The 23,937-nt window shown below is 56.3% G+C and carries 27 protein-coding genes and 2 tRNA genes; 27 read left to right on the top strand and 2 right to left on the bottom strand.

Annotated features, from left to right (window positions below):
* A partial coding sequence (locus AC2FNC_RS14795) for a DUF3604 domain-containing protein (protein ID WP_496715726.1) occupies positions 1-762 on the top strand: 762 nt, incomplete at its 5' end.
* A 246-nt stretch (positions 763-1,008) separates the two neighbouring features.
* Here AC2FNC_RS14795 and AC2FNC_RS14800 read toward each other — a convergent pair.
* A tRNA-Thr gene (locus tag AC2FNC_RS14800) sits at positions 1,009-1,083 on the bottom strand.
* A gap of 83 nt (positions 1,084-1,166) precedes the next feature.
* Here AC2FNC_RS14800 and AC2FNC_RS14805 point away from each other — a divergent pair.
* The 9 genes from AC2FNC_RS14805 (at position 1,167) to AC2FNC_RS14845 (ending at position 6,976) form a co-directional block, all read left to right on the top strand.
* A complete protein-coding gene (locus AC2FNC_RS14805) occupies positions 1,167-1,322 on the top strand; it encodes a hypothetical protein (protein ID WP_480624011.1) in 156 nt (51 codons plus the stop codon).
* 6 nt (positions 1,323-1,328) lie between these two features.
* A complete protein-coding gene (gene murA / locus AC2FNC_RS14810; protein ID WP_480555604.1) occupies positions 1,329-2,597 on the top strand; it encodes a UDP-N-acetylglucosamine 1-carboxyvinyltransferase in 1,269 nt (422 codons plus the stop codon).
* Positions 2,594-3,070 carry a DUF2948 family protein gene (locus tag AC2FNC_RS14815; RefSeq protein ID WP_480607764.1) on the top strand — a complete coding sequence of 159 codons (477 nt, stop codon included), beginning with the start codon at positions 2,594-2,596 and terminating at the stop codon, positions 3,068-3,070. Before murA ends, AC2FNC_RS14815 begins: the two co-directional genes overlap by 4 nt.
* Complete coding sequence (locus AC2FNC_RS14820; RefSeq protein ID WP_480607761.1) at positions 3,071-3,592, top strand: GNAT family N-acetyltransferase; 522 nt, start codon at positions 3,071-3,073, stop codon at positions 3,590-3,592. It abuts the gene before it with no gap.
* A gap of 61 nt (positions 3,593-3,653) precedes the next feature.
* A complete protein-coding gene (gene hisD, locus AC2FNC_RS14825; RefSeq protein ID WP_496715729.1) occupies positions 3,654-4,955 on the top strand; it encodes a histidinol dehydrogenase in 1,302 nt (433 codons plus the stop codon).
* Positions 4,956-5,053: 98 nt separating this feature from the next.
* Positions 5,054-5,533 (top strand): UPF0262 family protein, encoded by a 480-nt coding sequence (locus AC2FNC_RS14830; protein ID WP_480520976.1) that lies wholly within the window; start codon positions 5,054-5,056, stop codon positions 5,531-5,533.
* Positions 5,534-5,536: 3 nt separating this feature from the next.
* Entirely contained in the window at positions 5,537-5,995 is a 459-nt protein-coding gene (locus tag AC2FNC_RS14835) for an arsenate-mycothiol transferase ArsC (RefSeq protein WP_209505795.1), read from the top strand.
* A complete protein-coding gene (locus AC2FNC_RS14840) occupies positions 5,992-6,390 on the top strand; it encodes a ketosteroid isomerase-related protein (protein WP_480473605.1) in 399 nt (132 codons plus the stop codon). The genes AC2FNC_RS14835 and AC2FNC_RS14840 overlap by 4 nt, the downstream gene beginning before the upstream one ends.
* On the top strand, positions 6,383-6,976 hold the full coding sequence (locus tag AC2FNC_RS14845) for a GNAT family N-acetyltransferase (RefSeq protein ID WP_496715732.1): 594 nt from the start codon (positions 6,383-6,385) through the stop codon (positions 6,974-6,976). The genes AC2FNC_RS14840 and AC2FNC_RS14845 overlap by 8 nt, the downstream gene beginning before the upstream one ends.
* A 160-nt stretch (positions 6,977-7,136) precedes the next feature.
* On the opposite strand, the gene AC2FNC_RS14850 is transcribed toward AC2FNC_RS14845, so the two are convergent.
* Positions 7,137-8,357: an alpha/beta hydrolase gene (locus AC2FNC_RS14850; RefSeq protein WP_496715733.1), complete on the bottom strand. Its 1,221-nt coding sequence runs from the start codon at positions 8,355-8,357 to the stop codon at positions 7,137-7,139.
* 410 nt (positions 8,358-8,767) lie between these two features.
* Between AC2FNC_RS14850 and AC2FNC_RS14855 the strand changes: the two genes are divergently transcribed.
* The 17 genes from AC2FNC_RS14855 to AC2FNC_RS14935 all read left to right on the top strand — a co-directional run bounded on the left by AC2FNC_RS14855 (position 8,768) and on the right by AC2FNC_RS14935 (position 23,878).
* The gene (locus tag AC2FNC_RS14855) at positions 8,768-9,643 is read left to right on the top strand and encodes a carbon-nitrogen hydrolase family protein (RefSeq protein ID WP_496715735.1); all 876 of its coding nucleotides are present in this window, start codon (positions 8,768-8,770) and stop codon (positions 9,641-9,643) included.
* Positions 9,644-9,734: 91 nt separating this feature from the next.
* Positions 9,735-9,953, top strand: a complete 219-nt coding sequence (gene infA / locus AC2FNC_RS14860) for a translation initiation factor IF-1 (RefSeq protein WP_005978431.1) — start codon at positions 9,735-9,737, stop codon at positions 9,951-9,953.
* Positions 9,954-9,964: 11 nt separating this feature from the next.
* Complete coding sequence (locus AC2FNC_RS14865) at positions 9,965-10,543, top strand: Maf family protein (RefSeq protein WP_480622706.1); 579 nt, start codon at positions 9,965-9,967, stop codon at positions 10,541-10,543.
* Positions 10,540-11,562 carry a ribonuclease E/G gene (locus tag AC2FNC_RS14870; protein WP_496715736.1) on the top strand — a complete coding sequence of 341 codons (1,023 nt, stop codon included), beginning with the start codon at positions 10,540-10,542 and terminating at the stop codon, positions 11,560-11,562. The genes AC2FNC_RS14865 and AC2FNC_RS14870 overlap by 4 nt, the downstream gene beginning before the upstream one ends.
* The gene (locus tag AC2FNC_RS14875) at positions 11,559-11,741 is read left to right on the top strand and encodes a DNA gyrase inhibitor YacG (RefSeq protein WP_480520993.1); all 183 of its coding nucleotides are present in this window, start codon (positions 11,559-11,561) and stop codon (positions 11,739-11,741) included. Before AC2FNC_RS14870 ends, AC2FNC_RS14875 begins: the two co-directional genes overlap by 4 nt.
* Before the next feature lie 79 nt (positions 11,742-11,820).
* Positions 11,821-11,895, top strand: a tRNA-Phe gene (locus tag AC2FNC_RS14880).
* A gap of 165 nt (positions 11,896-12,060) precedes the next feature.
* Positions 12,061-13,263: a tyrosine-type recombinase/integrase gene (locus tag AC2FNC_RS14885; RefSeq protein WP_496715737.1), complete on the top strand. Its 1,203-nt coding sequence runs from the start codon at positions 12,061-12,063 to the stop codon at positions 13,261-13,263.
* The gene (locus AC2FNC_RS14890; RefSeq protein ID WP_496715738.1) at positions 13,253-14,056 is read left to right on the top strand and encodes a hypothetical protein; all 804 of its coding nucleotides are present in this window, start codon (positions 13,253-13,255) and stop codon (positions 14,054-14,056) included. Before AC2FNC_RS14885 ends, AC2FNC_RS14890 begins: the two co-directional genes overlap by 11 nt.
* A gap of 123 nt (positions 14,057-14,179) precedes the next feature.
* A complete protein-coding gene (locus AC2FNC_RS14895; protein WP_480666951.1) occupies positions 14,180-14,419 on the top strand; it encodes a helix-turn-helix transcriptional regulator in 240 nt (79 codons plus the stop codon).
* Complete coding sequence (locus AC2FNC_RS14900; protein WP_496715739.1) at positions 14,416-14,724, top strand: hypothetical protein; 309 nt, start codon at positions 14,416-14,418, stop codon at positions 14,722-14,724. Before AC2FNC_RS14895 ends, AC2FNC_RS14900 begins: the two co-directional genes overlap by 4 nt.
* 146 nt (positions 14,725-14,870) lie before the next feature.
* Positions 14,871-16,874 (top strand): AAA family ATPase, encoded by a 2,004-nt coding sequence (locus tag AC2FNC_RS14905; RefSeq protein WP_496715740.1) that lies wholly within the window; start codon positions 14,871-14,873, stop codon positions 16,872-16,874.
* Between the two features lie 505 nt (positions 16,875-17,379).
* A complete protein-coding gene (gene dcm / locus AC2FNC_RS14910) occupies positions 17,380-18,639 on the top strand; it encodes a DNA (cytosine-5-)-methyltransferase (protein WP_496715741.1) in 1,260 nt (419 codons plus the stop codon).
* Positions 18,632-19,090, top strand: a complete 459-nt coding sequence (locus AC2FNC_RS14915; RefSeq protein WP_496715742.1) for a very short patch repair endonuclease — start codon at positions 18,632-18,634, stop codon at positions 19,088-19,090. The genes dcm and AC2FNC_RS14915 overlap by 8 nt, the downstream gene beginning before the upstream one ends.
* Positions 19,091-19,168: 78 nt before the next feature.
* Entirely contained in the window at positions 19,169-20,812 is a 1,644-nt protein-coding gene (locus tag AC2FNC_RS14920; RefSeq protein WP_496715743.1) for an ATP-binding protein, read from the top strand.
* The gene (locus AC2FNC_RS14925; protein WP_496715744.1) at positions 20,805-21,635 is read left to right on the top strand and encodes an HNH endonuclease; all 831 of its coding nucleotides are present in this window, start codon (positions 20,805-20,807) and stop codon (positions 21,633-21,635) included. Before AC2FNC_RS14920 ends, AC2FNC_RS14925 begins: the two co-directional genes overlap by 8 nt.
* Positions 21,622-23,457, top strand: a complete 1,836-nt coding sequence (locus tag AC2FNC_RS14930) for a DEAD/DEAH box helicase (protein WP_496715745.1) — start codon at positions 21,622-21,624, stop codon at positions 23,455-23,457. Before AC2FNC_RS14925 ends, AC2FNC_RS14930 begins: the two co-directional genes overlap by 14 nt.
* Entirely contained in the window at positions 23,450-23,878 is a 429-nt protein-coding gene (locus AC2FNC_RS14935) for an EcoRII N-terminal effector-binding domain-containing protein (protein ID WP_496715746.1), read from the top strand. The genes AC2FNC_RS14930 and AC2FNC_RS14935 overlap by 8 nt, the downstream gene beginning before the upstream one ends.
* Positions 23,879-23,937 lie beyond the last annotated feature (59 nt).

Genomic DNA, 23,937 nt, shown 5'->3' on the forward strand with positions numbered 1-23,937 from the left:
GAGAATTTCTTTGGCAAGCACACCGGGTACGAGCCGTCCGCAGAGCGGATGCAGCATCCTTTCATGAAGAATGAAAACGGTGAGCTGTTCGCTTGGCAGATGGTCGCTGCCGGTCTCACGGCGGTCTGGGCCGAGGAGAATACCCGCGAAAGCATCTTCGACGCCATGGCGCGCAAGGAAGTCTACGCCACGACCGGCCCTAGAATATCGGTTCGTTTCTTCGGTGGCTGGGACTTTGACGAGGCCGATATCGCATCTCGTATTCCGTCAACCGTAGGGTATTCGAAAGGCGTGCCAATGGGCGCTGACCTGTCCGCTGCACCCGACGGTGCCGAGGCGCCAACATTCATGGTGGCCGCGCTAAGGGATCCGATTGGCGCCAACCTCGACCGCATCCAGGTCGTGAAGGGCTGGCTCAATGAGGACGGCACGACCAGCGAAGCCATCTATGACGTCGCCTGGTCCGACGGGCGCGTCCCCGGCTCGGATGGCATGCTGCCCGCGGTAGGCGATACGGTGAATGTGGCAACGGCGAGCTGGGCCAACTCGATCGGGGCATCCGAGCTTGCGACCGTCTGGACCGACCCGGATTTCGATCCGGCACGCCCAGCGTTCTACTACGCCCGGGTATTGGAGATCCCGACACCGCCTTGGTATGTCTACGATGCCTATCGCTACGGGATCGAGATTCCTGAAGGCGCACCAATGTCGCAGCAGGAGCGCGCCTATACCTCGCCGATCTGGTACACGCCGCAAGGCTGATGGAAGGCGGAATTTGGGATGACAGTAATCCTCGACAGCCCCTTTGATGGCGCTGCTGTGCTACCGGAAGTGTCGCAAGGCTTCGAGAAAACCAATTTCGTATACCACAGTTGGTACTCGCGCCGATTTTTCGGATAGCAAACAACCAAATTGAGAATGGTATTTCCATAAGGTGGGCCAAGGAGTAAGCCGAAAATATATTCAAAAGCGTAATATATTGATAACTAAGTGAATTTTTAAGGGATATGGTGCTGCTGGAGAGAATTGAACTCTCGACCTCTCCCTTACCAAGGGAGTGCTCTACCTCTGAGCTACAGCAGCGCTGTGGGCGGGTGATTAGACTCAAACGAAACGCGGCGCAAGGGTGTCTGGACGGTTTTTTTCGCCTCCTGTAGAGAAAGATCATGACGGAAAAAAATTCACCCAAAAAACAAGGTAAACCCGGCGATGCGCGCGAAGCGCGGCTGAAGGCGGCGCTTAAGGCCAACATGGCGCGTCGCAAGGCGCAGGCCAAGGCGCGCGCGACCGCAGGGGACAAGCCTGACAAGGACAAGGGATAAGAGCAGATGGATTCGATTCTGGTAACGGGCAACGGCCCGCTGAACGGTCAGATACCGATTGCGGGGGCCAAGAATGCGTGCCTGACGCTGATGCCCGCAACATTGTTAAGCGAAGAACCGCTGACGCTGACCAATGCGCCGCGGCTGAGCGATATCAAGACCATGACCGCGCTGCTGCAATCTCTGGGGGCCGAGGTGTCGTCGCTGCAGGACGGTCAGGTGATTGCAATGTCCAGTCACAGCCTGACCAGTCAGACCGCCGATTATGACATCGTGCGCAAGATGCGTGCGTCCAACCTTGTGCTGGGCCCCTTGCTGGCGCGGTTCGGGCAGGCGGTTGTTTCTCTGCCCGGCGGGTGCGCGATCGGCGCACGGCCGATGGACCTGCATGTCGAAGGGCTCGAGGCGCTGGGCGCCGAGATCGAGCTGAAGGACGGCTATCTGCACGCCAAGGCTCCGGGCGGTCTGAAAGGCGCCGTGCATCAGATGCGCTTTGCCTCTGTCGGAGCAACAGAAAACATCGTCATGGCCGCCACGCTGGCCAAGGGCACCACGGTGCTCAAGAACGCCGCGCGCGAACCCGAGATCGTCGATCTGGTTGAATGCCTGCGCAAGATGGGTGCCCAGATCTCTGGTGAAGGCAGCTCGACCATCGAAATTCAGGGCGTCGACCGGCTGCACGGGGCCACACATCAGGTTGTCACCGACCGGATCGAGTTGGGCACTTATATGCTGGCCCCGGCGATTTGTGGCGGCGAGGTGGAACTGCTGGGCGGGCGCATGTCACTGGTCGAATCCTTTGCGGCCAAACTGGATGCGGCAGGCGTCAGCGTTTCAGAAACCGAAGGCGGTCTGAAAGTGGCGCGCAAAAACGGGCGCGTGCGCGCGGTGGATGTGGTGACCGAACCTTTCCCCGGCTTCCCGACCGACCTGCAAGCGCAGATGATGGCGCTGATGTGCACGGCTGAGGGCACCTCGGTTCTCGAAGAACGCATTTTCGAAAACCGCTTCATGCACGCCCCCGAACTGGTGCGCATGGGCGCGCATATCGAGGTGCATGGCGGCACCGCCACGGTCGCCGGTGTTGAACGCCTGAAAGGGGCGCCGGTGATGGCGACCGATCTGCGGGCTTCGGTCTCGCTGATCCTTGCCGGATTGGCGGCAGAAGGCGAAACAACGGTCAGCCGGGTCTATCATCTGGACCGCGGATATGAACATGTGGTGCGCAAGCTGGAAGGCGTGGGTGCAAAGATTGAACGGATCAAGGGCCAATGACAGACGCAAGTTTTGAAGACGGGCGCGAGGCGCCGCTAAATCTTGGGGCCGAGGATGCAGATGACCTTCAGGTAATCTCGACCCTCGCGCAGGATGCCGTGTTTCCTGTGACCGAGATGAAGTGGCAACCGGCGCAGCGCCGCTTTGGCCTGCTGCTGAACCGCTTCCGCTGGGAAGACAAGGATGCCGCCGCCCGCCGCGACCGCCCGTTTGAACGGGTGCAGTCGGTGCTGGTCTTCGGTTCGGTTCTCTCGGTGTCCAGTCAGGGCATTGATCGCGGTGACACCGACATGGTCATGTCGCTGATGTCAGTTGTTTTCGAACCCGGCGAGGATGGCGCGGGCCATGTCCTGCTGACGCTGGCCGGTGACGGCGCGATCCGCCTGACAGTCGAGGCCCTGGATGCCACCCTCAAGGACGTCACGCGCCCCTATCAGGCCCCATCCCGTCAGGCCCCGCATCACCCCGAATAGATGCAGAACAAGCGCGGGATTTCTCAGGCGTTTTCAAAGGTGTCCGAAGGGATCTCCCTGCGTCCGGCCACCGTGTTCGACGTGTTCGACCTCAGCCGGGTTCTGATCCGTTCGATCACGCAGCTTTGCGCGGCCGATCACAAGAATGACCCGGACCATCAAAGGCGGTGGACCGATAACAAGGACCCGGCCACCATACGGGGCTGGTTCAGGCCCGGATCGCAGATCTGGCTGGCCGAACACCGGGGGCAGGTGGCCGCCGTCGGGGGGCTGTTGGAAACTGGGACGGTCACTTTGCTCTATGTCGATCCGGATCATACGGGGCAGGGGGTGGGGCGTGCGCTGCTCAACCGGCTGGAACGGCAACTGACTGTGTGCGGCTGTGCCGAGGCGCATCTGGATGCCACCCAAACGGCGCACGCGTTCTATCTGAAACAGGGATGGCAACCGGCAGGCCGGCCCGGTGACTGGCACGGCATTCCGCAATACCCGATGCGCAAATCGCTGCACTTTGGGGACTGAGGGTTGAGGCCGCGCGCTCCGGGCGATATGTCCCAATGCGCAACGCCCGGAGTGCCAGATCATGCCCGTTTTCCTTGATACCACATCGCCCGAATTCGAACCCGCCTTCCGGACCCTGCTCTTGGCCAAGCGCGAGGACAGCCCGGATGTGGATGCGGTCGTGGCGCAGATCATCGACGATGTGCGCAACCGGGGCGATGCGGCGGTGATCGAACTGACAGCCAAATTCGACCGGCTGACGCTGACACCCGAAACACTGGCCTTCAGCGCACAGGACATCGCGGATGCGGTGGCGCAGGTCTCGGACGAAGATCGCACGGCGCTGGAACTGGCCGCTTCCCGCATCCGGGCCTATCACGAAAGGCAGATGCCCGAGGATCAGGAATGGACGGATGCGACGGGCGCAACACTCGGCTGGCGCTGGTCTGCTGTTTCGGCCGCAGGGCTTTACGTGCCGGGTGGGCTGGCCTCGTACCCGTCATCGGTGCTGATGAACGCGATCCCGGCCAAAGTGGCCGGTGTGGAACGGCTGGCCATCGTGGTGCCCACCCCGGACGGACAGGTGAACCCGCTGGTGCTGCTGGCAGCAAAACTGTCTGGTGTGGATGAGGTTTATCGCATCGGCGGCGCGCAGGCCGTGGCGGCGCTGGCCTATGGTACCGACACCATCGCGCCGGTCGACAAGATCACCGGGCCGGGCAACGCCTTTGTCGCCGCCGCCAAGCGGCGCGTCTTTGGCAAGGTCGGCATCGACATGATCGCGGGCCCCTCGGAAATTCTGGTCATCGCCGACAAGGACAATGACCCCGACTGGATTGCGCTGGACCTGCTCAGCCAGGCCGAGCATGACGAAAGCGCGCAGTCGATCCTGATCACCGACGATGCCGCATTCGGCCAATCTGTCGCGCAGGCGGTCGAAAAACGGCTGGAAACCCTGCAACGCCGCGCCATCGCCGGGGCCAGCTGGCGTGACTACGGCGCGGTGATCACCGTGCGCAACCTGGACGAGGCCGCAGCCCTGTCCAACCGCATTGCTCCGGAACATCTGGAACTTTGCGTGGCCGACCCGCGCGCGCTGAGCGAAAAAACCATCCACGCCGGAGCCATCTTTCTGGGTCAGTACACACCCGAAGCCATCGGCGACTACGTCGGCGGTCCCAACCACGTGTTGCCCACCGCCCGCTCAGCACGGTTTTCGTCTGGCCTCAGCGTGATGGACTTCCTCAAGCGCACCACGCTCAGCCAGATGACCCCCGAAGCCCTGCGTGCCATCGGTCCTGCCGCCGAACAGCTGGCGCGCTCGGAAAGCCTCGAGGCGCATGGCCTCTCGGTCACCGCGCGCCTGAACCGCCTGAATGGCTGAAATGACGCAAAGACCGGGCGCATATGGCGTTTCTGTGCGTTGCTCGCCGAATATCATTGTTATAGGTCTGTGCTGACGCAAGGAATGTGACTGTAAAGATGACCCGCATCTCGCATATCGAACTGGATGATAGAAATCTGCCGCCGCCAACGCCCGAGATCGAGCAGGAGCGCAAGGTCGCCATCTATGATCTGCTGGAAGAAAACAGCTTCTCGCTGCCCAAACGCGACGACCGCGTTGTGCCCGAGGGCCCCTATCACCTCCAGCTTTCGATCCGCGACAAACGGCTTGTCTTCGACATTGAAACCGAGGCCAACGAAAAAGCGGCCGAGTTTCACCTGTCGCTCGGCCCCTTCCGGCAGGTGGTCAAGGATTACTTCCAGATCTGCGAAAGCTATTTTGACGCGGTGAAATCGCTGCCACCCAGCCAGATCGAAACCATCGACATGGCCCGCCGGGGTATCCACAACGAAGGCAGCCGTGTTTTGCAGGAACGGCTGGAAGGCAAGGCAGATGTCGACACCGACACCGCCCGCCGCCTGTTCACGCTGATCTGCGTTCTGCATTTTGGGGGCTGACGCGTGAAGCCTCTGCCGCAGTCGGTCCTGTTCTGTTGCGACCACAACGCGGTTCGGTCCCCGATGGCCGAGGGGCTGATGAAGAAATTCTATGGCACCGGCACCTATGTTCAGTCCGCCGGTGTGCATAACGATCTGGAAATCGACGGCTTCAGCATCGCGGTCTGCCACGAGGTCGGCGTGGAACTGTCCCGCCACCGGTCGCGCTCCTTCGACGAGATGCAGGAATGGGGCGATGACCTCAGCTCGTTCGATCTGGTTGTGGCGCTTTCACCCGCCAGCCAGCGTCAGGCGCTGGAACTGACCCGTGTTTTTCACCTCGATGTCGATTATTGGCCAATAATGGACCCTACCGGGATGGGCGAGACCCGCGAACAAAAGCTACACCACTACCGACAGACCCGCGACCAGATCATTCAGCATCTGAAAGACCGCTGGGGCGAACCAACGGAGGGGACATGAACCAGACCGTCAAAACCTATTTCGATGCCTTCAACGCCGGTGACGTCGATGGCATGCTGGCCTGCCTGTCTGATGACGTGGCCCATCACGTGAACGAAGGCCAGATTCGCGTCGGCAAGGACAAGTTCGCCGCCTTTTGCGCCCATATGAACCGCTGCTACCGCGAAAACCTGACCGACATCGTCGTGTTCGATGCCCAAGGCGGCACCCGCGCCGCGGCCGAGTTCATCGTCAACGGCACCTATCTGGAAACCGACGAGGGCCTGCCCGACGCGCACGGCCAGACCTATCGCCTGCCTGCCGGGTCGTTCTTTGATCTCAGGGACGGCAAGATCACCCGCGTCACCACCTTCTATAACCTTGCAGACTGGACCAAACAGGTCTCGAATGGCTGACGTCACCGACGTCCGCCCCCTGACCGGAGCGGCGCTTGGCGCCGCTCTGGACGATGTCGCCCGCCTGCGGATCAGGGTGTTTCACGCCTGGCCCTACCTCTATGACGGCGATCTGGAATACGAACGCAAATACCTCCAATCCTACCGCGACAGCGACAAGGCCATCGTGGTTGGCGCCTTCGATGGCGACCGCCTGATCGGCGCCTCGACCGGCGCGCCGCTGACCGACCACGCCGACGATTTCGCCGCGGCCTTCGCAGACACCGGGCTCGATCTGTCGCAGATCTTCTATTGCGCTGAATCCGTCCTGCTGCCGGACTATCGCGGGCAGGGCGTCGGCCACAAATTCTTCGACACGCGCGAGGCGCACGCCCGCGAACTGGGCTTTGCCAAATGCGCCTTTTGCAGCGTGCAACGCCCCACCGACCACCCCCTGCGCCCCGACCACTACCGCCCGCTGGATACCTTCTGGCGCGCCCGCGGATACAAGCCCCTACCCGGCGCAATTGCCCAATTCTCGTGGAAGGATATCGGGGAAGAGGGAGAAACGCCGAAGCCGTTGCAGTTCTGGATCAGGGATTTGTAGACGTCGGGTTGGGGGCGGTGGAGCAGGTTTTTTCTGTGTGTTGCCGGAAGTGAATGGAGGCCAGCAAAGCTGCCATTCGCTGCAGGTGCAGTGTTGATCATTTTAAATGGCAGCAGTGCGGGACGAAGGAGCCATTGCCTCCAGCCGCGCGCCTTATCTGTCAGGCATCGAGAAAACCCCGGAGCGCCTGGATAAACACATCGAATGTGGGGTGGCCGGGGACAGGCAGGTGGTTCGCGCTTTCCAACACCAACAGCTCCGAGCCGGGAATGCCTGCAGCAAGTTTCTTCGCCTGCACCAAAGGATGTATTGAATCGTTGCGACCTTGAATGATCAGAGTCGGGCATTCGACATTCTTCAATACATCGATGATTGATGCATTGTTGGACCGGTCGCGGTGATCGAGCATGAATTTCTGAGAGGCGCTTTCCTGCATTAGTCCCACCATTTGCCGCACGCCTTTGGCCGGACCCTCGGGAAAATAGGCCGTGAGAAAGGCAGTGGCGATCCCGCCTTCATGCTGGTCCCAACCTGCCTCCATCATAGCCTTCAAGACCTCGGGCTGGCCTTGCGCCTCACGAATCCCGCGGCCCTCTGCATACCCGCCAACGATGACAAGGTGTGTGAGCCTCTCAGGATGCGTTGCAGCGAATAGGACTGCTGGCAAACACGCACCAGATTCGCTCATGAGAGCAAATCGGTCTAACCCGGCGGCATCGGCAACGGCGACCATATCCTCGACATTCTCTTCGATGCTAAGCGCTTCATCCAACGCCTCCGACAGACCCGTTCCGGCCCAGTCCATTTGAATGAGCGTACGACCCTCTCGATAGGCATCATAGCCATCTCGCAAGATCGGTATGTGCCACGCCTTCTCCTTACTAAGCGGCGGGCCATCAAGCTGAAACAGCGGTGACCCGGAACCGGAAACAAGATAGGCCAAAGAGTGCCCGCGCTTTGAGATCGTGTATCGCACCTTGGGAGCCATTGGTTTTTCCAAATTTGGTCGGTCGGTGGCGTCGCCGCCTGCAACAACAGCAACCATTTCCAGACCTCGCCCGTGATGTGTCCGAATTACCTTCTGCTGCTTTCCGTCGTCTCCAATCGCACGGCGTGCTGCAGCGATCCGGGCGCTGACGGCACTTTCGGAAACGACGCGCCCGCCCCAGACGGCGTCAATGATCTCATCTTTGGTCACTAATTTCGAAGGGTTCTCCGCCAGAAGCCGCAGCAAATCGAAAACTTGCGGTTCGATGGCAACTTCCAGACCGGCGCATTTCAGTCGGCGGCTGGCAGTGTCGAGTTCGCAATCTCCAAAACGGTAAAACAATGAGACAAACCTTTGATCCAAGCTGATCTTTGAAATTCTAGACAAATCCAAATGAATTCACAGGGATTTCTAAGGGCTGTCTTCAAGCGAAGATCTTTTACCCCTGTCACAGTGGCAACAGGAACAAGGAGAAAGACGATGAATGCCCCTTTTGATACCGCCCTGCTAAAGCATTTGCCCGATCACCTATCCCCGCTGACCGAAGCTGATCGCGCTGCCGAAAAACTATCGCGACCCTATCGCCCAACGCTCCATGAGTTCGCGGCGCAGGTTTTCTCCGCGGTGCCACGGCATCGAAAATCTGAGTTGCCACGAACTGCGGCGACTACGCGGCTGTGAAAATCGAAAGACCAATTTGGGCTCTTCCCCCCCTTCACCCAACCCCAGCACCAGATTGATCTGTACACGCGGCGGCTCGCACGGTTTAGTGCCACGACACAACGGCTCAGGGGATACCACCAATGAAAGTCGCAACCGCAGCATATGATCTCGACTGGCTCGACAGCTGGGCGCAGTACGAGGACAAGCTGGACCGATGGGTTGCCGAGGCTGCCGGGCAGGGGGCCGGGCTGCTGGTGTTCCCCGAATACGGCGCGATGGAGGTGTCGACGCTTGATGGGGCCGAGGTGGCGGGTGATCTGGAACGCTCGATCCGCGCGGTTTCGGACCGGTTCGAGGATGTACAAAATTTGCACTCGCGCCTCGCAAGCGCGTACAAAACGTACATTCTGGGTGCATCGGCCCCGGTTGTGGATGGGTCCGGCCGCCCGGTGAACCGCGCCGCGTTCTACGCCCCGGACGGTGGCCGCGACCATCAGGACAAGCAGATCATGACCCGCTTTGAACGCGAGGACTGGGACATCGCTCCGGGCGGTCCGCTCAAGCTGTTCGACACCGCGCTGGGCAAAATCGGTGTTCTGATCTGCTATGACAGCGAGTTTCCCTTGTTGGGCCGCGCACTCAGCGAAGCGGATATGATCCTTGTACCGTCCTGCACCGAAGCGCTGTCGGGATATTGGCGTGTTCGCATTGGATCGATGTCAAGAGCCTTGGAAAATCAATGTGTTACGGTCATGTCATCGCTGGTCGGAGCCAACGGCTGGTCCGAAGCTGTGGATATGAACACCGGCATGGGCGGCGTTTTCGGCCCGCCGGACAAGGGGTTCCCAGCCACCGGAGTGCTGGCCGAGGGCACTCTGAATCAGCCCGGCTGGACCTATGCGGATGTCGACCTGTCCGACATCGCCGAGGTCCGCGCCGATGGCCACGTGCTGAACCGGACCCATTGGCCAGAGCAGGACGCCCGAGTCGAAACGGTCACATTATCCGCCCTTTAGATGAATCCGCCCTTGAAATAAGGGAAAAATAGGCTCATTTAAGCGCACATCCCCGCAGATTCTGCGGGCGCAACCTAATGATGGAGACAACATGGCCAAGGAAGATACGCTCGAATTTCCCGGTGTCGTGAAGGAACTCCTGCCTAATGCGACGTTTCGGGTCGAGCTGGAAAACGGCCATGAAATCATCGCACATACGGCAGGAAAGATGCGCAAGAACCGCATCCGTGTTCTGGCCGGCGACAAGGTTCAGGTCGAGATGACCCCCTATGATCTGACCAAGGGTCGGATCAACTACCGCTTCAAATAACGTCTGCCGAGATGGCGTTTATCCTGGGATCGGGCAGCCCAAGGCGGCTGGACCTGCTGGCGCAGCTTGGCGTGCAGCCCGACGCCATCCGTCCCCCTGACATCGATGAAACACCGCTGAAGGGTGAGCTTCCTGTTCCGTATTGCAGCCGCATTACGCGTGAAAAAGTAAAGGCAGTTCAATCGGATAGCGACGACATCACGCTTTGCGCGGACACGACTGTTGCACTGGGGCGGCGTATTCTGGGCAAGCCTGAGGATGAGGGCCAAGCCGCAGAGTTCCTGTACGCTCTGTCCGGTCGCCGTCACCGGGTGATCACTTCGGTCGCCGTTCGGCGCGGGGATCGCATCCTGCAGCGCGATGTCGTCTCGCAGGTCAAGGTCAAACGCCTGTCGGACGTTGAAATCAACGCTTATCTGGCGACCGGTGATTGGCAGGGTAAAGCCGGGGCCTACGCGATCCAAGGCCCTGCCGGCGCATTCATCCCATGGATTTCGGGCTCGTTCACTGGCATCGTGGGGCTGCCCCTGTCCGAGACCGCCGCCTTGCTGCAAGGGATCGGCTACCCACTATATAGCGAGGCATCATGAAGGGTCGAACCATCGTTCTGGACCATATCCAAGACCGCGAAGCCGCGGCATTGATGGTCGACGGAAAGCTTGATGATCTCCTGATCGCCACCGACGCACCCGCGCCCGGCACCATCTATCGCGCCCGTGCCGATCGACCGGTCAAAGGGCAGGGCGGCATGTTCCTGGTTACACCCGACGGCCCAGCTTTTCTACGACAAGTCAAAGGGTTAGCGCCGGGTGCCACGCTTTTGGTGCAGGTTGGCGGATATGCCGAGCCCGGCAAGGCCATCCCTGTAACCAACCGTATCCTGTTCAAAAGTCGCTTTGCCATTGTCACGCCCGACGCGCCGGGCCTGAACATCTCGCGCAGCATCAAGGATGAAGACAGGCGGGATCAACTGCTTGAAATCGCGCATGAACAAATGGGCGACAGCCCCTACGGGTTGATCCTCCGCTCCTGCTGCATGGATGCGGATGCCGGTGACATTGCCGACGACATTTCGGCCATGCTTGTGCAAGCTGAACAAGTGATGAACGACGAGGGGTCCGACGTCGAACTGCTCAGCGAAGGTGACAGCCCGCATATCCTCGCATGGCGCGACTGGACCGATCCTGCCGAGGTTGTGACTAAAACCGGCAGTTTTGAAACCCATGGTGTGCTGGATGCGCTGGATGTTGCCCGTGGCATCTCCGAACCTCTACCCGGAGGCGGACACCTCTATATCGAACCGACCCGCGCATTAGTGGCCGTAGATGTGAACACAGGCGCGGATACGTCGCTGGCGGCAGGAACAAAAGCCAACTTCGCTTGTGCCAAAGCTTTGCCACGTGCGTTGCGTGTGCGTGGGCTGGCAGGGCAGATCACACTGGATCTGGCCCCAATGCCCAAGAAAGACCGCCGAGGGTTCGAATCCGCCCTGCGTGCCGCCTTCAAGTCGGATCCGGACGAGACGATATTGGCGGGGTGGACACCTCTGGGGCATTTCGAGTTGCAGCGCAAACGCAGCCGGTTACCTGTCGCTGAGATCCTGAAATGAGCTGCCCGATCTGCGGAGAAGAAACGCAAAAGAAGTTCCGCCCGTTCTGTTCGAAACGCTGCGCAGACATTGATCTGGCCAAGTGGCTGAATGGCTCTTACGCGGTCCCGTCTCAGCGTGAAGACGACCCTGAGACCGAGGGCGATACGGACGAACACAATACAATGCGACCGCACTGAAAAAATGTAAAAAAGCCTCTGGACACTGCCGGTAGCAAGTCATAGAACGCCTCCACCCAACGACAAACGTCGTTCCCGTGCCCGGGTAGCTCAGGGGTAGAGCAGTGGATTGAAAATCCTCGTGTCGGTGGTTCGATTCCGCCCCCGGGCACCATTTATACTTTCAGCAGCATCCAGAGGCGTCCGAAAATTTCGGTAACGCCATGATTTTGCTGCATTCTGAGTCCAGCGTCGTTCAGGTGATTCCGGGGGCAGCCAGACGATCTGGGGGTATTTCCGGGGGTATTTTCAAAACCACATTAATTCGATTCCTGTTCCCATGCCGTTGACCGATACAGCCATCCGAAATACCGCAAGCCGCGAAAAACCTTACAAAATATTTGATGGGGGCGGTTTGCACCTGCTGATCAATCCCGGGGGGTCCAGGCTCTGGCGGCTCAAGTACCGGTTTGGGGGTAGAGAAAAGCTCCTTTCTCTGGGTCCTTACCCGCTCGTCAGCCTCAAACTTGCGCGCGAAAAACGCGATGCCGCGAAGTTACTTTTGCTGGAAGACAAAGACCCGGGAGAGGAGCGGAAGCTGGCACGGATTGAGGCCGAACGGGAACGTGCAGTGACCTTTGGCGTCGTGGCCCGGGAGTATCTATCAAAGCTCGAAAAAGAAGGGCGTGCGCCTGCTACTCTGAAGAAGCTGAACTGGCTCGTCAGTCAGACTGAGCCGATGCTTTCAGAACGCCCCGTTGCGCAGATAGAGACCCCGGATGTTCTGCGACTGCTGCGGCAGGTTGAGAGCAAAGGAACCTATGAAACCACCAGTCGGCTCAGGAGCACGATCGGGTCAGTGTTTCGATATGCAATTGCAACCGGGCGGGCGCAAAAGGATCCCACAGAGGCGCTGAAGGGCGCGCTTATCCGTCCTCAGGTGCGTTCCAGATCAGCGATACTTGATCCGAAAGAACTTGGCCTGCTTCTGAACCGGATCGATGCTTTCTCGGGTCAGCCTGCGACAAAATATGCGCTGCATCTGCTTGCCCTTCTGGCCCCGCGCCCCGGAGAGCTCAGACTGGCGACATGGGATGAATTTGAGTGTCAGGAGGCGACATGGCGTGTCCCGGCGGAACGAATGAAAATGCGCCGCCCTCACCGTGTTCCGTTGCCGCAGCAGGCGCTGAATCAGCTGAAAGAACTGCACCGGCATACGGGAACAAGTGATTATCTGTTTCCCTCCGCACGCTCCTGGAAGAAACCCATGTCGGAAAACACTCTGAACGCTGCACTCCGACGGATGGGGTACTCGTCCGATCAGATAACCGCACACGGCTTCAGGGCAACGTTCAGCACCTTCGCAAACGAAAGCGGTCTGTGGGCTGCAGACGCGGTTGAACGTGCTCTGGCTCATGTTGAGGGCAACGACGTGCGACGCGCCTATGTGCGGGGAGAACACTGGGAGGAACGGGTGAGAATGGCAGACTGGTGGGCGGGTGAGTTAAGCAGAATGAAAGAGGCGGCTCAGGATGACCGGTAAAGTGTTAAAACCTGAAAAGTTGATACCCCTGAGTCAGGAATCGATCGGGTGGCGAAGACTCCTGACCTTTGTTGATGTGAAGAACATCATCGTTAAAACAGAGCTCCCTCTTCTGGACGAAGTCGCCGAGAAAAAATTTCACTATTGGCTAAACAACTCAGTTGAATGGACGATCAGAGAGCAACTGACTGCCCGCCTGAATTGGGAGCAGGTTGAAAAGGTCAGTGTTATCCTTGCTAGTAATCAGGAGTTTTCCAGTAGCTTTCTGTACAATGAAGACCCTCCACCCCCGCTTCCGCAAGCATGGGCCGTTGAAGCAGAGAAGTGGGTGGCTGATGCACGGCGAACTTTGGATCTTCGAAGCGCAGGTGGGGGCAGGCTAAATGCCGAAAAGTGGGTCTTCTACCCCAGGGCAATCGGCCTTTTCCACGCGGCATTTGGTGTAGAACCGGATGCGGTTGTTTCCCGGAAGTCAAAGGGGAGTCGGGGTGCTGTGTTTCGATTTTTGAGTGCAACTACAGAGATTGTGAACGCGAGGATAGAAGAGCGGAGCTTCTCTGTTTCGGTGCCGGACGACCTAGAGGCGCTGGCACTTTGGCATCCTTTACAAGACGGCAGATTCAGGAAGCGACTCAAGGCTGTTCTGGAAATGAAGATGAGTCTGGGACCAGAACGAGGTTACGTCGAATATTTTCAGATCACCGGGAAAATGGAGCCGCAAGTCACTGGATTTGAAGGCCCGGCCTGGAGAATTTTCTCAGAAGAATTCCGGGATGTTTTAATAAATCATTGAAATTAAAGAGGAAATAACCTCCGGATTTTTGGCAGGTTTGTTCCCGTGAAATGCGCAAAGGTTTCTGTCAGCCTTTAGTGGCCGGTACGACGTTTTGTCGGCCACTTCAGGAAAGGACAGAAAATGCAACAGGATACAACGCCCTGGCAGAACGTGCAGCCCACCGGGCGTTTACTTCGGCCCACAGAGGTTGTTGAAAAAGTCGGACTGTCGCGCAGTCAGATTTACCAGATGATTTCCGAAGGACGCTTCCCTCCGTTCATAAAGCTCAGTGACCGGGCGTCCGCGATGCCGGAATCCTGGTTGAGCGCGTTTGTGGAAAGCTGTGCAAAAGTCAGCATCGGGCGTGGAGACAAAACATGAGTACTATGAACCCGATGCATCCTGACGACATGGCGAAACTTTTTTTCAACACGCTCGAAGACCTGCGCTGGGCGAGGATCGTAGAACTGAACGGGATCGGTGTGGATGAGCGAACTGCGGATTTGTTTGCGCGACTGGAGATCGAGAAAAAGAAACAGCTCGCGTCGGAATTAGGCCCCCAACGTGCCTTGCTTTCAACTCTTGTTCACGAGTTTGAAGACAAGCATTCCTGGTACTGTTCTGTTCGGTACGAAGCGCCGCCGGAAGGCTTTTGGGACAAGGTTTTCTGTGGCTTTCGAAATTGAGCCGATAGCATAGAACGGCCGGGGCCGACTTTCTCCGGCCCCACCGTGCTCTTTCTTTAACTTGTGGTTTTGGCTTCTGGTTTCGTCCAGTTCCACGACCCTTTCGCGGTTCGCGTTGCGACCGGAGAATTAGACAGGAAAGACAAATGCAGGGATCCACAGTCAGTTCTGCCGGTCGAACAAAATCCGTCAATGAAAAAGCTGCGTTAAAGCTTGCTGAATCCGGATACAGAATTTTCCCGTGCAACCCCAAAAACAAGGCGCCGCAATATGGCGTGAAATGGAAACAGGTTGCCACTTCTGATGTGAGACAGATTGAGGCCTGGTGGGCAAAATGGCCTGATGCACTTCCCGGATTGCCGACCGGATCAGTCAATAGAGTTGCCGTCGTTGACCTCGACGTGCGCGAGCACAAAGACGGAGTCGGCGCGTATCTGGATCTTGGCCTTGATCCCGAAGACGCGGCAATGGTCGTTCGAACTGCCGGCGGCGGTAAGCATCTCTATTTCGAAAACGCGGATGATATCCGAAACTCGACGAGCAGCGCCGGTATAGATGTCCGAGGAGAGGGGGGCTATGTCATAGCTCCGGGCGCAGTCAGCAAAATCGGTTCTTATAAGGTGGAAAAAGGTGACCCAAGAGTTGCTCAGCTGCTCCTGACCGCCTTCCCGCAGGCGCTCAAACGGTCTGTCAGCAGCCCTCAGAACAGTGAGTCCATTCATTATCAGTATAAGCTGGCGGAGCTTGCGGAAGCGCTCTTCAGGATCCCGAATGACTTGCCGTATGCGCAGTGGGTAAGAATTCTGATGGCAGTTCATCATGCGACGGCCGGATCCAGGCCCGGGCTCAGTCTCGTACAGGCCTGGAGTGCTGACTACACCGGCTACGACTGTAAGGAAGTAGCAAGGAAGTGGCGTAGTTTTGGAAAAGCCGATGCTCCTGCTGTGACTGCTGATACGCTGTTTGCAGAAGCGAGAAACTTTGGCTGGCTGGCAGTTTCGCCAAACGATTTTGATGACGACCCGGAAGAGTTGCCAAGCATCGACTTCCTGCTTGGTGAGGAGGCTTCCAAATCAGCTGATACCGGCGGGCTGACGTTTCTCACCCCTGACCAATGTGCTGATCTGCCCATCCGTGACTACGTTATCAAGATGTTGATCGCACCCGGGCAGATAGGATGCATCTTTGGCGAGCCAGGGGCCGGCAAGTCTCTGTTTGCTCCGCGGCTTGGCTACGCTGTTGCTCGTGGTGAGGATGTCTTTGGTTTGCGAACTAAGCAGGGGCAGGTGTTTTACATCGCTTGCGAGGATGAAGATGGTATGGCCGGACGCGTCGCCGCTCTCTGTGGTGATCTTGGCGTAACAGATCGTTTCCTACTGGTTCAGGGTTGCGGAGATCTGTTTTCCAAAGGTCAGGTGGAGGGAAAGGGCAGCCCTGACCTGGAGGTTCTGATGAAACAGGTCAGATTGGCCCGGCCTTCCCTTATTGTGATCGACACACTTGCCATGGCGATGCCCGGATTGGAGGAAAATGACGCGGCAGGTATGAACCGCGTTGTGCAGATTGGAAAACGCCTGGCACAAACCGGGACGGCGGTCATCTTTGTTCATCACGGAACCAAAGCTGAAGGCAATACACCCAGGGGGCACTCTGTATTTAACGGAGCCCTGGACTTTTCAATAATGGTCAGGACTGCCGACCGGAACGGAATTGTTCGGGGCAAAATCCGCAAGAACCGAAACGGATCACCTGACCTCGACTTTGCGTTCAGAATCGGCACTCGCCACCTTGGTTACGACATGGACAGCGAACCCGTGGATGCACCGATCTGTCTGCCGTGCAGCCCGGGGGATCCAAAGGGCAATCCGATACTCACGTCCGCTGAAGCGGCGGCTTTCACGCTTTACATGGAAATGTCGGACGGGGTTGAGCTGAACGTAACTGACTGGCGAAAGGCCGCTACTGATGGATTGAGCGTTTCAGGCAGTGATAACCGCGCCAGCAGACAAAAGGCGGTATCCAGAGCTCTTTCAGGGCTTGTGAAGAAAGGGAGGATTGCTGTCGAGAACGGTTTGATGTTCGTTCCACGGATAGTGGAAAACGATGATTGGGATGACATCGAAGAGGATCAGGATAGTGCAGGAGACTGAGCGGACATTAAGACAAAGTCTGCTGATTGTCCTGTCTGTCTGAACGAAGCCGGCCCCTCGCATGACGGACAGACAGGACACCCCCCTTTAGGGGTGTCCCTGTTGTCAGGTCTGCGGGGCGTCTGCAGAGCAGGATTACGACGGAGCTATCGCTCAACAAACGGGTCCCTCCGGTAGTCAAACGCTCACCGTGGTCAGCGCAGAGCTCGGCTTTTGAGAGTTTTCCTTCCAGCCTAAGAGACACCCGTTTGCAGGTGTTTCGCTGACGCCTCTGTGGTGTCGCCTGACAGCAGAATAAGATGTTCGTTTTGTTAACGTCCCGGACCTATTCCGAATTGCTGTAGCGTGCTATTTCTCACGGGAAGTTCGCATACGACGGCAATAGAAATGTGCTGTCGCAAAGCACAGGCAATTGGTGGCAAAAGCCTGGATCAGGTGTGCGTTAACGAGAAATCCACCAAATGTGCTCATAATGTTCTTGCGGCTAGGGTAGCTCCCAGCCATAATGACAGAAAAATTCCCAGCGAAGCGAGCAGAGATGACGGACTTTGAGATCCTTCTCAGGAAGGCGGGCTATTCGGTACCCCAGGCAGCAGAACACCTCGACTATTCTGAGAGCCACATTTATCGCTGGGTCAGAGGTGAAGAAAAACCCAGGGACGGTGTCATTCGTTTGCTGGAGTTGGAAGTCGATCGACGGAGCCCACCGAAAAACAAAGGTGGCTTCACCTTTATCGATCTGTTTGCAGGGATTGGTGGCTTGCGCAAAGCTATGGAGGGCGCAGGTGGGCGATGTGTGTTTACCTCCGAATGGGATAAATTCGCCCAACAGACCTATCTTGCGAACTTTCCCGACAACCGGCCGATCGCAGGCGATATCCGGGAGGTGGATGCAGCAGCAATCCCTGAGCATGACGTCCTGGTGGCGGGTTTCCCCTGTCAGCCTTTTTCAATTGCAGGTGTTTCAAAGAAGAATGCGCTAGGCCGGCGACACGGCTTTGATGACGAGACACAGGGCACGTTATTTTTTGACGTTCTAAGAATCCTGATGGCGCACCGCCCGGCAGCTTTCCTGTTGGAAAACGTCAAGAATCTCAGAAGCCACGATCGGGGCCGGACGTTTGAGGTGATCAAGCGCAAGTTAGAGGATGAGCTTGGGTACAAGCTTCAGACACGGGTAATTGATGCGGCACACTATGTGCCCCAGCATCGCGAGCGGATCGTAATGGTCGGGTTCCGGGAAGACGTGCCATTCTCGTTTGATGATATCGATCTGCCAAGACGGGGTCGTTTTGTGATGGGGGACATTCTTCATCCGGAGAATGGGCTGGAGGTACCGGAGCGTCATTACACGGTGGGTGCCAAGGCTGTCGTCAGCGATAAATATACCCTGAGCGACAAGCTTTGGCAGTACTTGCAAAATTATGCGGCTAAGCACCGCGCAAAAGGTAACGGGTTTGGGTTTGGTTTGGTGCAGGGAGACAGCATATCCCGGACCCTATCCGCTCGCTACTACAAGGATGGCTCAGAGATTCTTGTGAATAGGGGCGAGGGCCGGAATCCGAGGCGCCTGACGCCACGGGAATGTGCCCGCCTGATGGGATACGACGAAGACTTTCGGATTCCGGTGTCAGACACTCAGGCTTACAAGCAGTTCGGAAACTCTGTGGCTGTACCGGTATTCTCAGATGTTGCGCGCCTTATGAGGCCGCATATCCTGAGTTTGACGAATTACAGGGCGGAAGCGGCTATCCAAGTTGGTTGACATTCATGACATCAAGACGCGTAGCCGGAACATGGCGGCGATACGTGGGTCAGATACGAAACCGGAAATGATAATTCGCCGTGCACTTCATGCACGCGGCTTCCGTTTCCGGCTGCATAACAATAGCCTTTCCGGAAAGCCTGACCTGACTTTACGCAAACATCGCGCGGTCATCTTTGTGAACGGGTGTTTTTGGCATGGGCATGGATGCAACCTTTTCAAGTGGCCTGGGACTCGGGAAGAGTTCTGGAGAAAAAAAATCTCTGGGAATATGGAGCGAGATCGCAAAACGTATTCAGCACTAGGTGAGGCTGGGTGGCGCATTGCGTTGGTCTGGGAATGTGCGGTTAAAGGAAAACGGCGACTGCCCTTGGAGGAAACAATGGATCGTCTGGTTCAATGGCTGCAATCGGAGAAAGAAATGTTAAGCATCAGCGGAGAGGAAACATGACGCTGATCCGATTGCGGGTATACCCTTCATAGTTGTAGCTTCGAATTATCAATTATTTCCGACAGGTTAGAATAACAGATGATAGATCTGACAAACCCACCTGATGCTCCTCGCCTGATACACGGCCTGCGAGACACGGGCTATGATTTCAATACCGCTGCGGCCGACATCGTGGATAACTCGATCGCAGCGCACGCTTCGAACATTAACATCGAAGTGGTGCTCACTCCTGAAGGCAGGAAGTTCGTTTACTTCGGGGATGATGGCGATGGTATGAACTTCGAAGAGCTTTATGATGCTATGCGTTATGGTGCGAAAGCACGACCGAACCTCGCTAGCCTCGGAAAATTCGGGCTGGGCCTGAAGACAGCGTCAAGCTCGGTCTGCTTGCGGTTTACAGTTATATCGAGGCGCAATCCTGCAGACGAGCTGGCGAAGCTGACCTGGGATCTTCTCCATGTTTCTGAAGTGAACTCCTGGGATATGTTAAAGGAAGACATTACCGCGGACGAGCATGAAGCTTTTGAAGAATATTGCGGCGATACTGGTACGCTGGTGATTTGGTCGAATTGCGATCGACTGCTGCAAAGAAACTACGAAGAACCGGGGGGAGCGAAAGAGAAGGCCGCGGTGAAGCGTGTAACAGAAAATCTCGCTTCTCATCTGTCGCTGGTTCACCATCGTTTTCTGGATCCCGACGATGCAACGGTTCCGAATGTGTCGATCTTTGTAAATGGTGACAACCTCGAAGGATGGAACCCGTTTTATCCTGAAGGGTCAGAGCAGGTTCTTGGGCCAAAGCAGCAAAAACTGGAGTGCATTCTGGAAGATGGCTCCGTTGAAACAGCAATACTGAAAGCCTGGATTCTACCCCACAGCAGCGATTGCACCGACGAGCAAAAAAGAAAAATCCGGCATTCTAACAAAGGTCAGGGTTTTTACGTCTTCAGAGAAAACCGGCTGATACAAACCGGCGGGTGGCTTGGAATTCATGGCTGGAGCGCGATGGAGCCACACATGTCTTTGCTTCGGGTAGAACTCGACTTCTCCCATGCGCTCGATGAAGCGTTCAGAGTAGATGTGAAAAAGTCTCGTATTTTGCTTGATCCTGCTCTTGAGACACGGGTCAAATCACTGATCACTCCGGTCAGAAGAGAAGCCGATGCCAGAAACCGCAGGATTTCAAAGGCGGCTACTGCAAAACGCGGGATCGACCACTCCAGTTCAAACAAGAGTGTTCAGAAAACCCCCAATGTTAAAAAACCATCAGTGGTTTCTGCAAATGTTGAAGGCGGTACCGCAGTCGTATCCAACACGTTTGGCCCGACAATCAAGTTGAAAGCTCCGGTTCAGAACGATGTAAACGCGGAGAGCGTCTACATTGAAGCAGTAGAGGATATGCACTCTGGCGGGTTGTGGGAGCCGGCACTGAGAAGTTCAACGGACAAAGACCATGTCGTCTCGGTCAGGATCAATAAGTTCCACGACTTTTATCAGAAGATTTATCTCAGAGCTAAAGACTCCGGCTACTCCGTTGAAGGTATGGACTTGCTGTTGTGGGCTCTGGCCACGGCTGAGCTGGATCACAAAAACCCGGAGCTTGAAGCTGTTTTCGAAGACTTTCGCGAAGAAGTTGCACTTAATCTGAAGCGGTTGCTACGAGAAGTGTCATTGCCTGCGGATCACGAATTAGGCGACGCGCAATCAGAACTAGATGTTTAAAGACAAAGCAGAACTCGTCCGAAGAACTCTGGCCGCCGGGACAGGTGCTGAAATCAGCCTCAAGTCCGACAAGTCAGGACTTCAGACATCTCTCCAGATCTGGTTTACGGACCTGGGCCGGCGTAATGGGCCAGTTGTGTCATTGGGACCCTCTGGCTTGCGCCGGCACCGCGTTGTGCTGGGCTTCGGATCTTCATCTGAAGCAGTTGTTTTGCAGATGAATCAAGCGGATAATGAAGCCAAAAAACTTGCATTTAGCCTGACGAACAGTATCGGATCAGAAATTGACCTTTATTTTCCGGAGGGGATGACCTCAGAGAACTGGGCGATTGACGATGTCAGCTTTTCAATTACTGCTGAGAGACGAGGAATAAACTCCGTCGTTGACGATGCGGAGATCTCCCGAACCTGTGAAGAAATTGTTGTGCCAATTTTGGCCGCGGTAGCCGAACTAATTGGATATGATGAGGTGCCCGCAGGCATTGAGCACGGCGACGCCGAAATCTTCGAAGGTGCAGTATCTCTGAATACCGTCAAACGAAGAGAGCGCAATCCAAGAAACCGTCTTCTGGCAATTCGTCTTCATGGGCATCGTTGCGGAATATGTGGCATGGATCCGCGAGAAACCTACGGCGAGGCAGGTGAGGTCATCGAAGTGCACCACCTTCAGCCACTGGCGAGCTTGGATAAGCCAAGCACTTACGATCCGGTATCGGACCTGATCCCATTGTGTCCGACATGTCATCGCGTCGTGCACACACGTCGTCCGGTTCCCTGGACCCCAAGTGAGGTTTCGGAGATGATGGCCAATGAAAAAGACTGACGTATCAGCGTTTCCGAATAACTTCTTTGCTCTGAAAGAAAATCCTCCGGCCGGGTTCACTTTGTCCGAACGTGTCGGAGACCCGACTTTGCTAATTGAAAAGTCGGGCATTAGCTACAAGGCTAGCCTCCTAGGCCGACGTAAGGTGAAAGGAGAAATTGTCTCCGGACTGGCGCCTTCGCTCAAGCACAATTGGTATGTTGAAGGAAGTGTTGTTCGGCCCCTACCTCTTGACGTGGCAGAGACCATTGAGCGCCTTTTTTCCGGTTATGACCTCGAGGATCTTTCGTTCCCTGAAGTTCTGGCTTTGCGACGGTTTTCTCAGGATCTCATCTCGGTAGAACTCGAAGACGATGTTCTCAAACCTGCTCGCGATCAGGCTGGAGCGTATCCTATTGAAGCTTCGATCCCGGGCTTAGATGCGACGTTGTTTGGATACCAGGCCGCCGGAGTAGCCTGGATGTGGGAAACGCTTTCTCACACCGGTGGGTTGATCCTTGCAGACGAAATGGGCTTGGGCAAAACAATACAAATTATTTCACTTCTGTTGCTCGACCCGCCTACAGAGGCCGCGCCGGCTCTAATTGTGTGCCCAACGAGCCTCATTGCAAACTGGCGCAGAGAAATCCATACATTCGCACCGGAATTGTCCGTTATGGTCCACAGGGGGGCTCATCGGGCGGGGATTTTTCGAGATCTTCAGGTGGCGCAGGTTGTGATCACTACCTACGAAACTGCGGTGAACGACATCTCAATTATCAGCGCATTTGAGTGGGGTTGGGTGATTTGCGATGAGGCACAGGCTCTTAAGAATCCGGCATCGGCCCGAAGGAGCGAGCTGGCGTCAGTTCCGCGTAAGCGGTGTATCCCAATGACCGGAACGCCGGTTGAAAATAGCCTTTTAGATCTTTGGTCGATTGCCGACTTCGCAATACCTGGACTGCTTGGGACACAGTCAGAATTTGAAGTGGAATTTCCGGATGGGGTGGCCTCAGCGAAGGAGCTGAAAAAAATCACTGAACCAATAATACTGAGAAGACTTGTAGGCGACGTTGCAGGCGACTTGCCTGAGCGCGTGGACATTGATCTTCCGATAGAATTAGGTAATTCACTTGCTGCCGAGTATGAACGTATCAGGTCCGAGACACTTGAAAAATATCCGTCTGCCGGCGCTCTTGTTGCCACAGGTCAGCTTCAGATGTTTTGTGCTCATCCCTGGTTGCGTTCGCAAACGTCATTTGAAGAGCTATACGAGGAAAATGCACAGATCGACTGGGGCAGTTCCGAAGCTCTTGTCACACCGAAGTTAGAGCGAACTGTCGCACTGATACAGGAGGCGTTCTCCAACGGTCGCAAGGTTTTGGTTTTCGCTTCTTACAACCGGTGTGGAGACCTGATCAGGCAAGCTCTCCAACCCGCATCCGAAGTGTTCTGGTCCGCAATTAATGGTTCAACACCGCAAGAGGATCGTCAGATTATTGTTGACGACTACACTGCTCACGATGGCCCTGCTTGCCTCATTCTGAATCCGAAAGCTGCCGGCGCAGGCTTAAACATCACTGCTGCAACTGTAGTTATACATTATACGCAAGTTTGGAATCCCGCCTTAGAAGCTCAGGCAAGTGCCAGAGCACATAGACGAGGGCAAACCGAGCCAGTGACAGTTTACCGGTTATACTATGAGGACACAGTTGAAGCTGTGATGTTGGATCGCTCCAGGTGGAAGAGGGAACTGGGGAATGAAGCTATACCGATAGCAACACGAGACGAATTAGACCTGAAGCGCGCGCTGGAAATTACACCGGACAGAACAAATGACTGAAAAAACATTCACCAAACAATTGACAGCAAATGACACTGGGGAGTCAGGAGCCCATCAGGCGGGTATTCACGTTCCTAAGGGAGAAAAGGAACTGATTGCATTTCTTCCCAAGTTAGACCCGTCCGTAAAAAATCCGGATGCTTGGCTTAGCTGCGTAGACGAGGTTGGTGGGGACTGGTCGTTCAGGTATGTGTTTTATAACAACAAATTTCATGACCCGAATGGTACGCGTGATGAGTATCGAATTACGCACATGACAAAGTTCTTTAAGGCATTTGGAGCTACTGAGGGTGACTTTTTCAGGATTTCCTCCCAAGCAGGAGATCTTCGTTACAAAATAGAAGTCGTGTCTTCAACTTTGGAAGATGAGACAGACCAATTGGGGAAGATCAAGCTCACAGGTTGGAGGCGTTTGCACTAGCGGGTTCGCGGGTACCGCAGTTCATGCGCATATAGCCTCACAGTACTCCCCCAAGCGGA

The organism is Ruegeria sp. BHSA123 (assembly GCF_059613425.1).

Coding starts and splice junctions, on each gene's coding strand:
- AC2FNC_RS14805 (WP_480624011.1), top strand. CDS start 1,167: ATGACGGAAAAAAATTCACCCAAAAAACAAGGTAAACCCGGCGATGCG.
- murA (WP_480555604.1), top strand. CDS start 1,329: ATGGATTCGATTCTGGTAACGGGCAACGGCCCGCTGAACGGTCAGATA.
- AC2FNC_RS14815 (WP_480607764.1), top strand. CDS start 2,594: ATGACAGACGCAAGTTTTGAAGACGGGCGCGAGGCGCCGCTAAATCTT.
- AC2FNC_RS14820 (WP_480607761.1), top strand. CDS start 3,071: ATGCAGAACAAGCGCGGGATTTCTCAGGCGTTTTCAAAGGTGTCCGAA.
- hisD (WP_496715729.1), top strand. CDS start 3,654: ATGCCCGTTTTCCTTGATACCACATCGCCCGAATTCGAACCCGCCTTC.
- AC2FNC_RS14830 (WP_480520976.1), top strand. CDS start 5,054: ATGACCCGCATCTCGCATATCGAACTGGATGATAGAAATCTGCCGCCG.
- AC2FNC_RS14840 (WP_480473605.1), top strand. CDS start 5,992: ATGAACCAGACCGTCAAAACCTATTTCGATGCCTTCAACGCCGGTGAC.
- AC2FNC_RS14845 (WP_496715732.1), top strand. CDS start 6,383: ATGGCTGACGTCACCGACGTCCGCCCCCTGACCGGAGCGGCGCTTGGC.
- AC2FNC_RS14855 (WP_496715735.1), top strand. CDS start 8,768: ATGAAAGTCGCAACCGCAGCATATGATCTCGACTGGCTCGACAGCTGG.
- infA (WP_005978431.1), top strand. CDS start 9,735: ATGGCCAAGGAAGATACGCTCGAATTTCCCGGTGTCGTGAAGGAACTC.
- AC2FNC_RS14865 (WP_480622706.1), top strand. CDS start 9,965: ATGGCGTTTATCCTGGGATCGGGCAGCCCAAGGCGGCTGGACCTGCTG.
- AC2FNC_RS14870 (WP_496715736.1), top strand. CDS start 10,540: ATGAAGGGTCGAACCATCGTTCTGGACCATATCCAAGACCGCGAAGCC.
- AC2FNC_RS14875 (WP_480520993.1), top strand. CDS start 11,559: ATGAGCTGCCCGATCTGCGGAGAAGAAACGCAAAAGAAGTTCCGCCCG.
- AC2FNC_RS14885 (WP_496715737.1), top strand. CDS start 12,061: ATGCCGTTGACCGATACAGCCATCCGAAATACCGCAAGCCGCGAAAAA.
- AC2FNC_RS14890 (WP_496715738.1), top strand. CDS start 13,253: ATGACCGGTAAAGTGTTAAAACCTGAAAAGTTGATACCCCTGAGTCAG.
- AC2FNC_RS14895 (WP_480666951.1), top strand. CDS start 14,180: ATGCAACAGGATACAACGCCCTGGCAGAACGTGCAGCCCACCGGGCGT.
- AC2FNC_RS14900 (WP_496715739.1), top strand. CDS start 14,416: ATGAGTACTATGAACCCGATGCATCCTGACGACATGGCGAAACTTTTT.
- AC2FNC_RS14905 (WP_496715740.1), top strand. CDS start 14,871: ATGCAGGGATCCACAGTCAGTTCTGCCGGTCGAACAAAATCCGTCAAT.
- dcm (WP_496715741.1), top strand. CDS start 17,380: ATGACAGAAAAATTCCCAGCGAAGCGAGCAGAGATGACGGACTTTGAG.
- AC2FNC_RS14920 (WP_496715743.1), top strand. CDS start 19,169: ATGATAGATCTGACAAACCCACCTGATGCTCCTCGCCTGATACACGGC.
- AC2FNC_RS14925 (WP_496715744.1), top strand. CDS start 20,805: ATGTTTAAAGACAAAGCAGAACTCGTCCGAAGAACTCTGGCCGCCGGG.
- AC2FNC_RS14930 (WP_496715745.1), top strand. CDS start 21,622: ATGAAAAAGACTGACGTATCAGCGTTTCCGAATAACTTCTTTGCTCTG.
- AC2FNC_RS14935 (WP_496715746.1), top strand. CDS start 23,450: ATGACTGAAAAAACATTCACCAAACAATTGACAGCAAATGACACTGGG.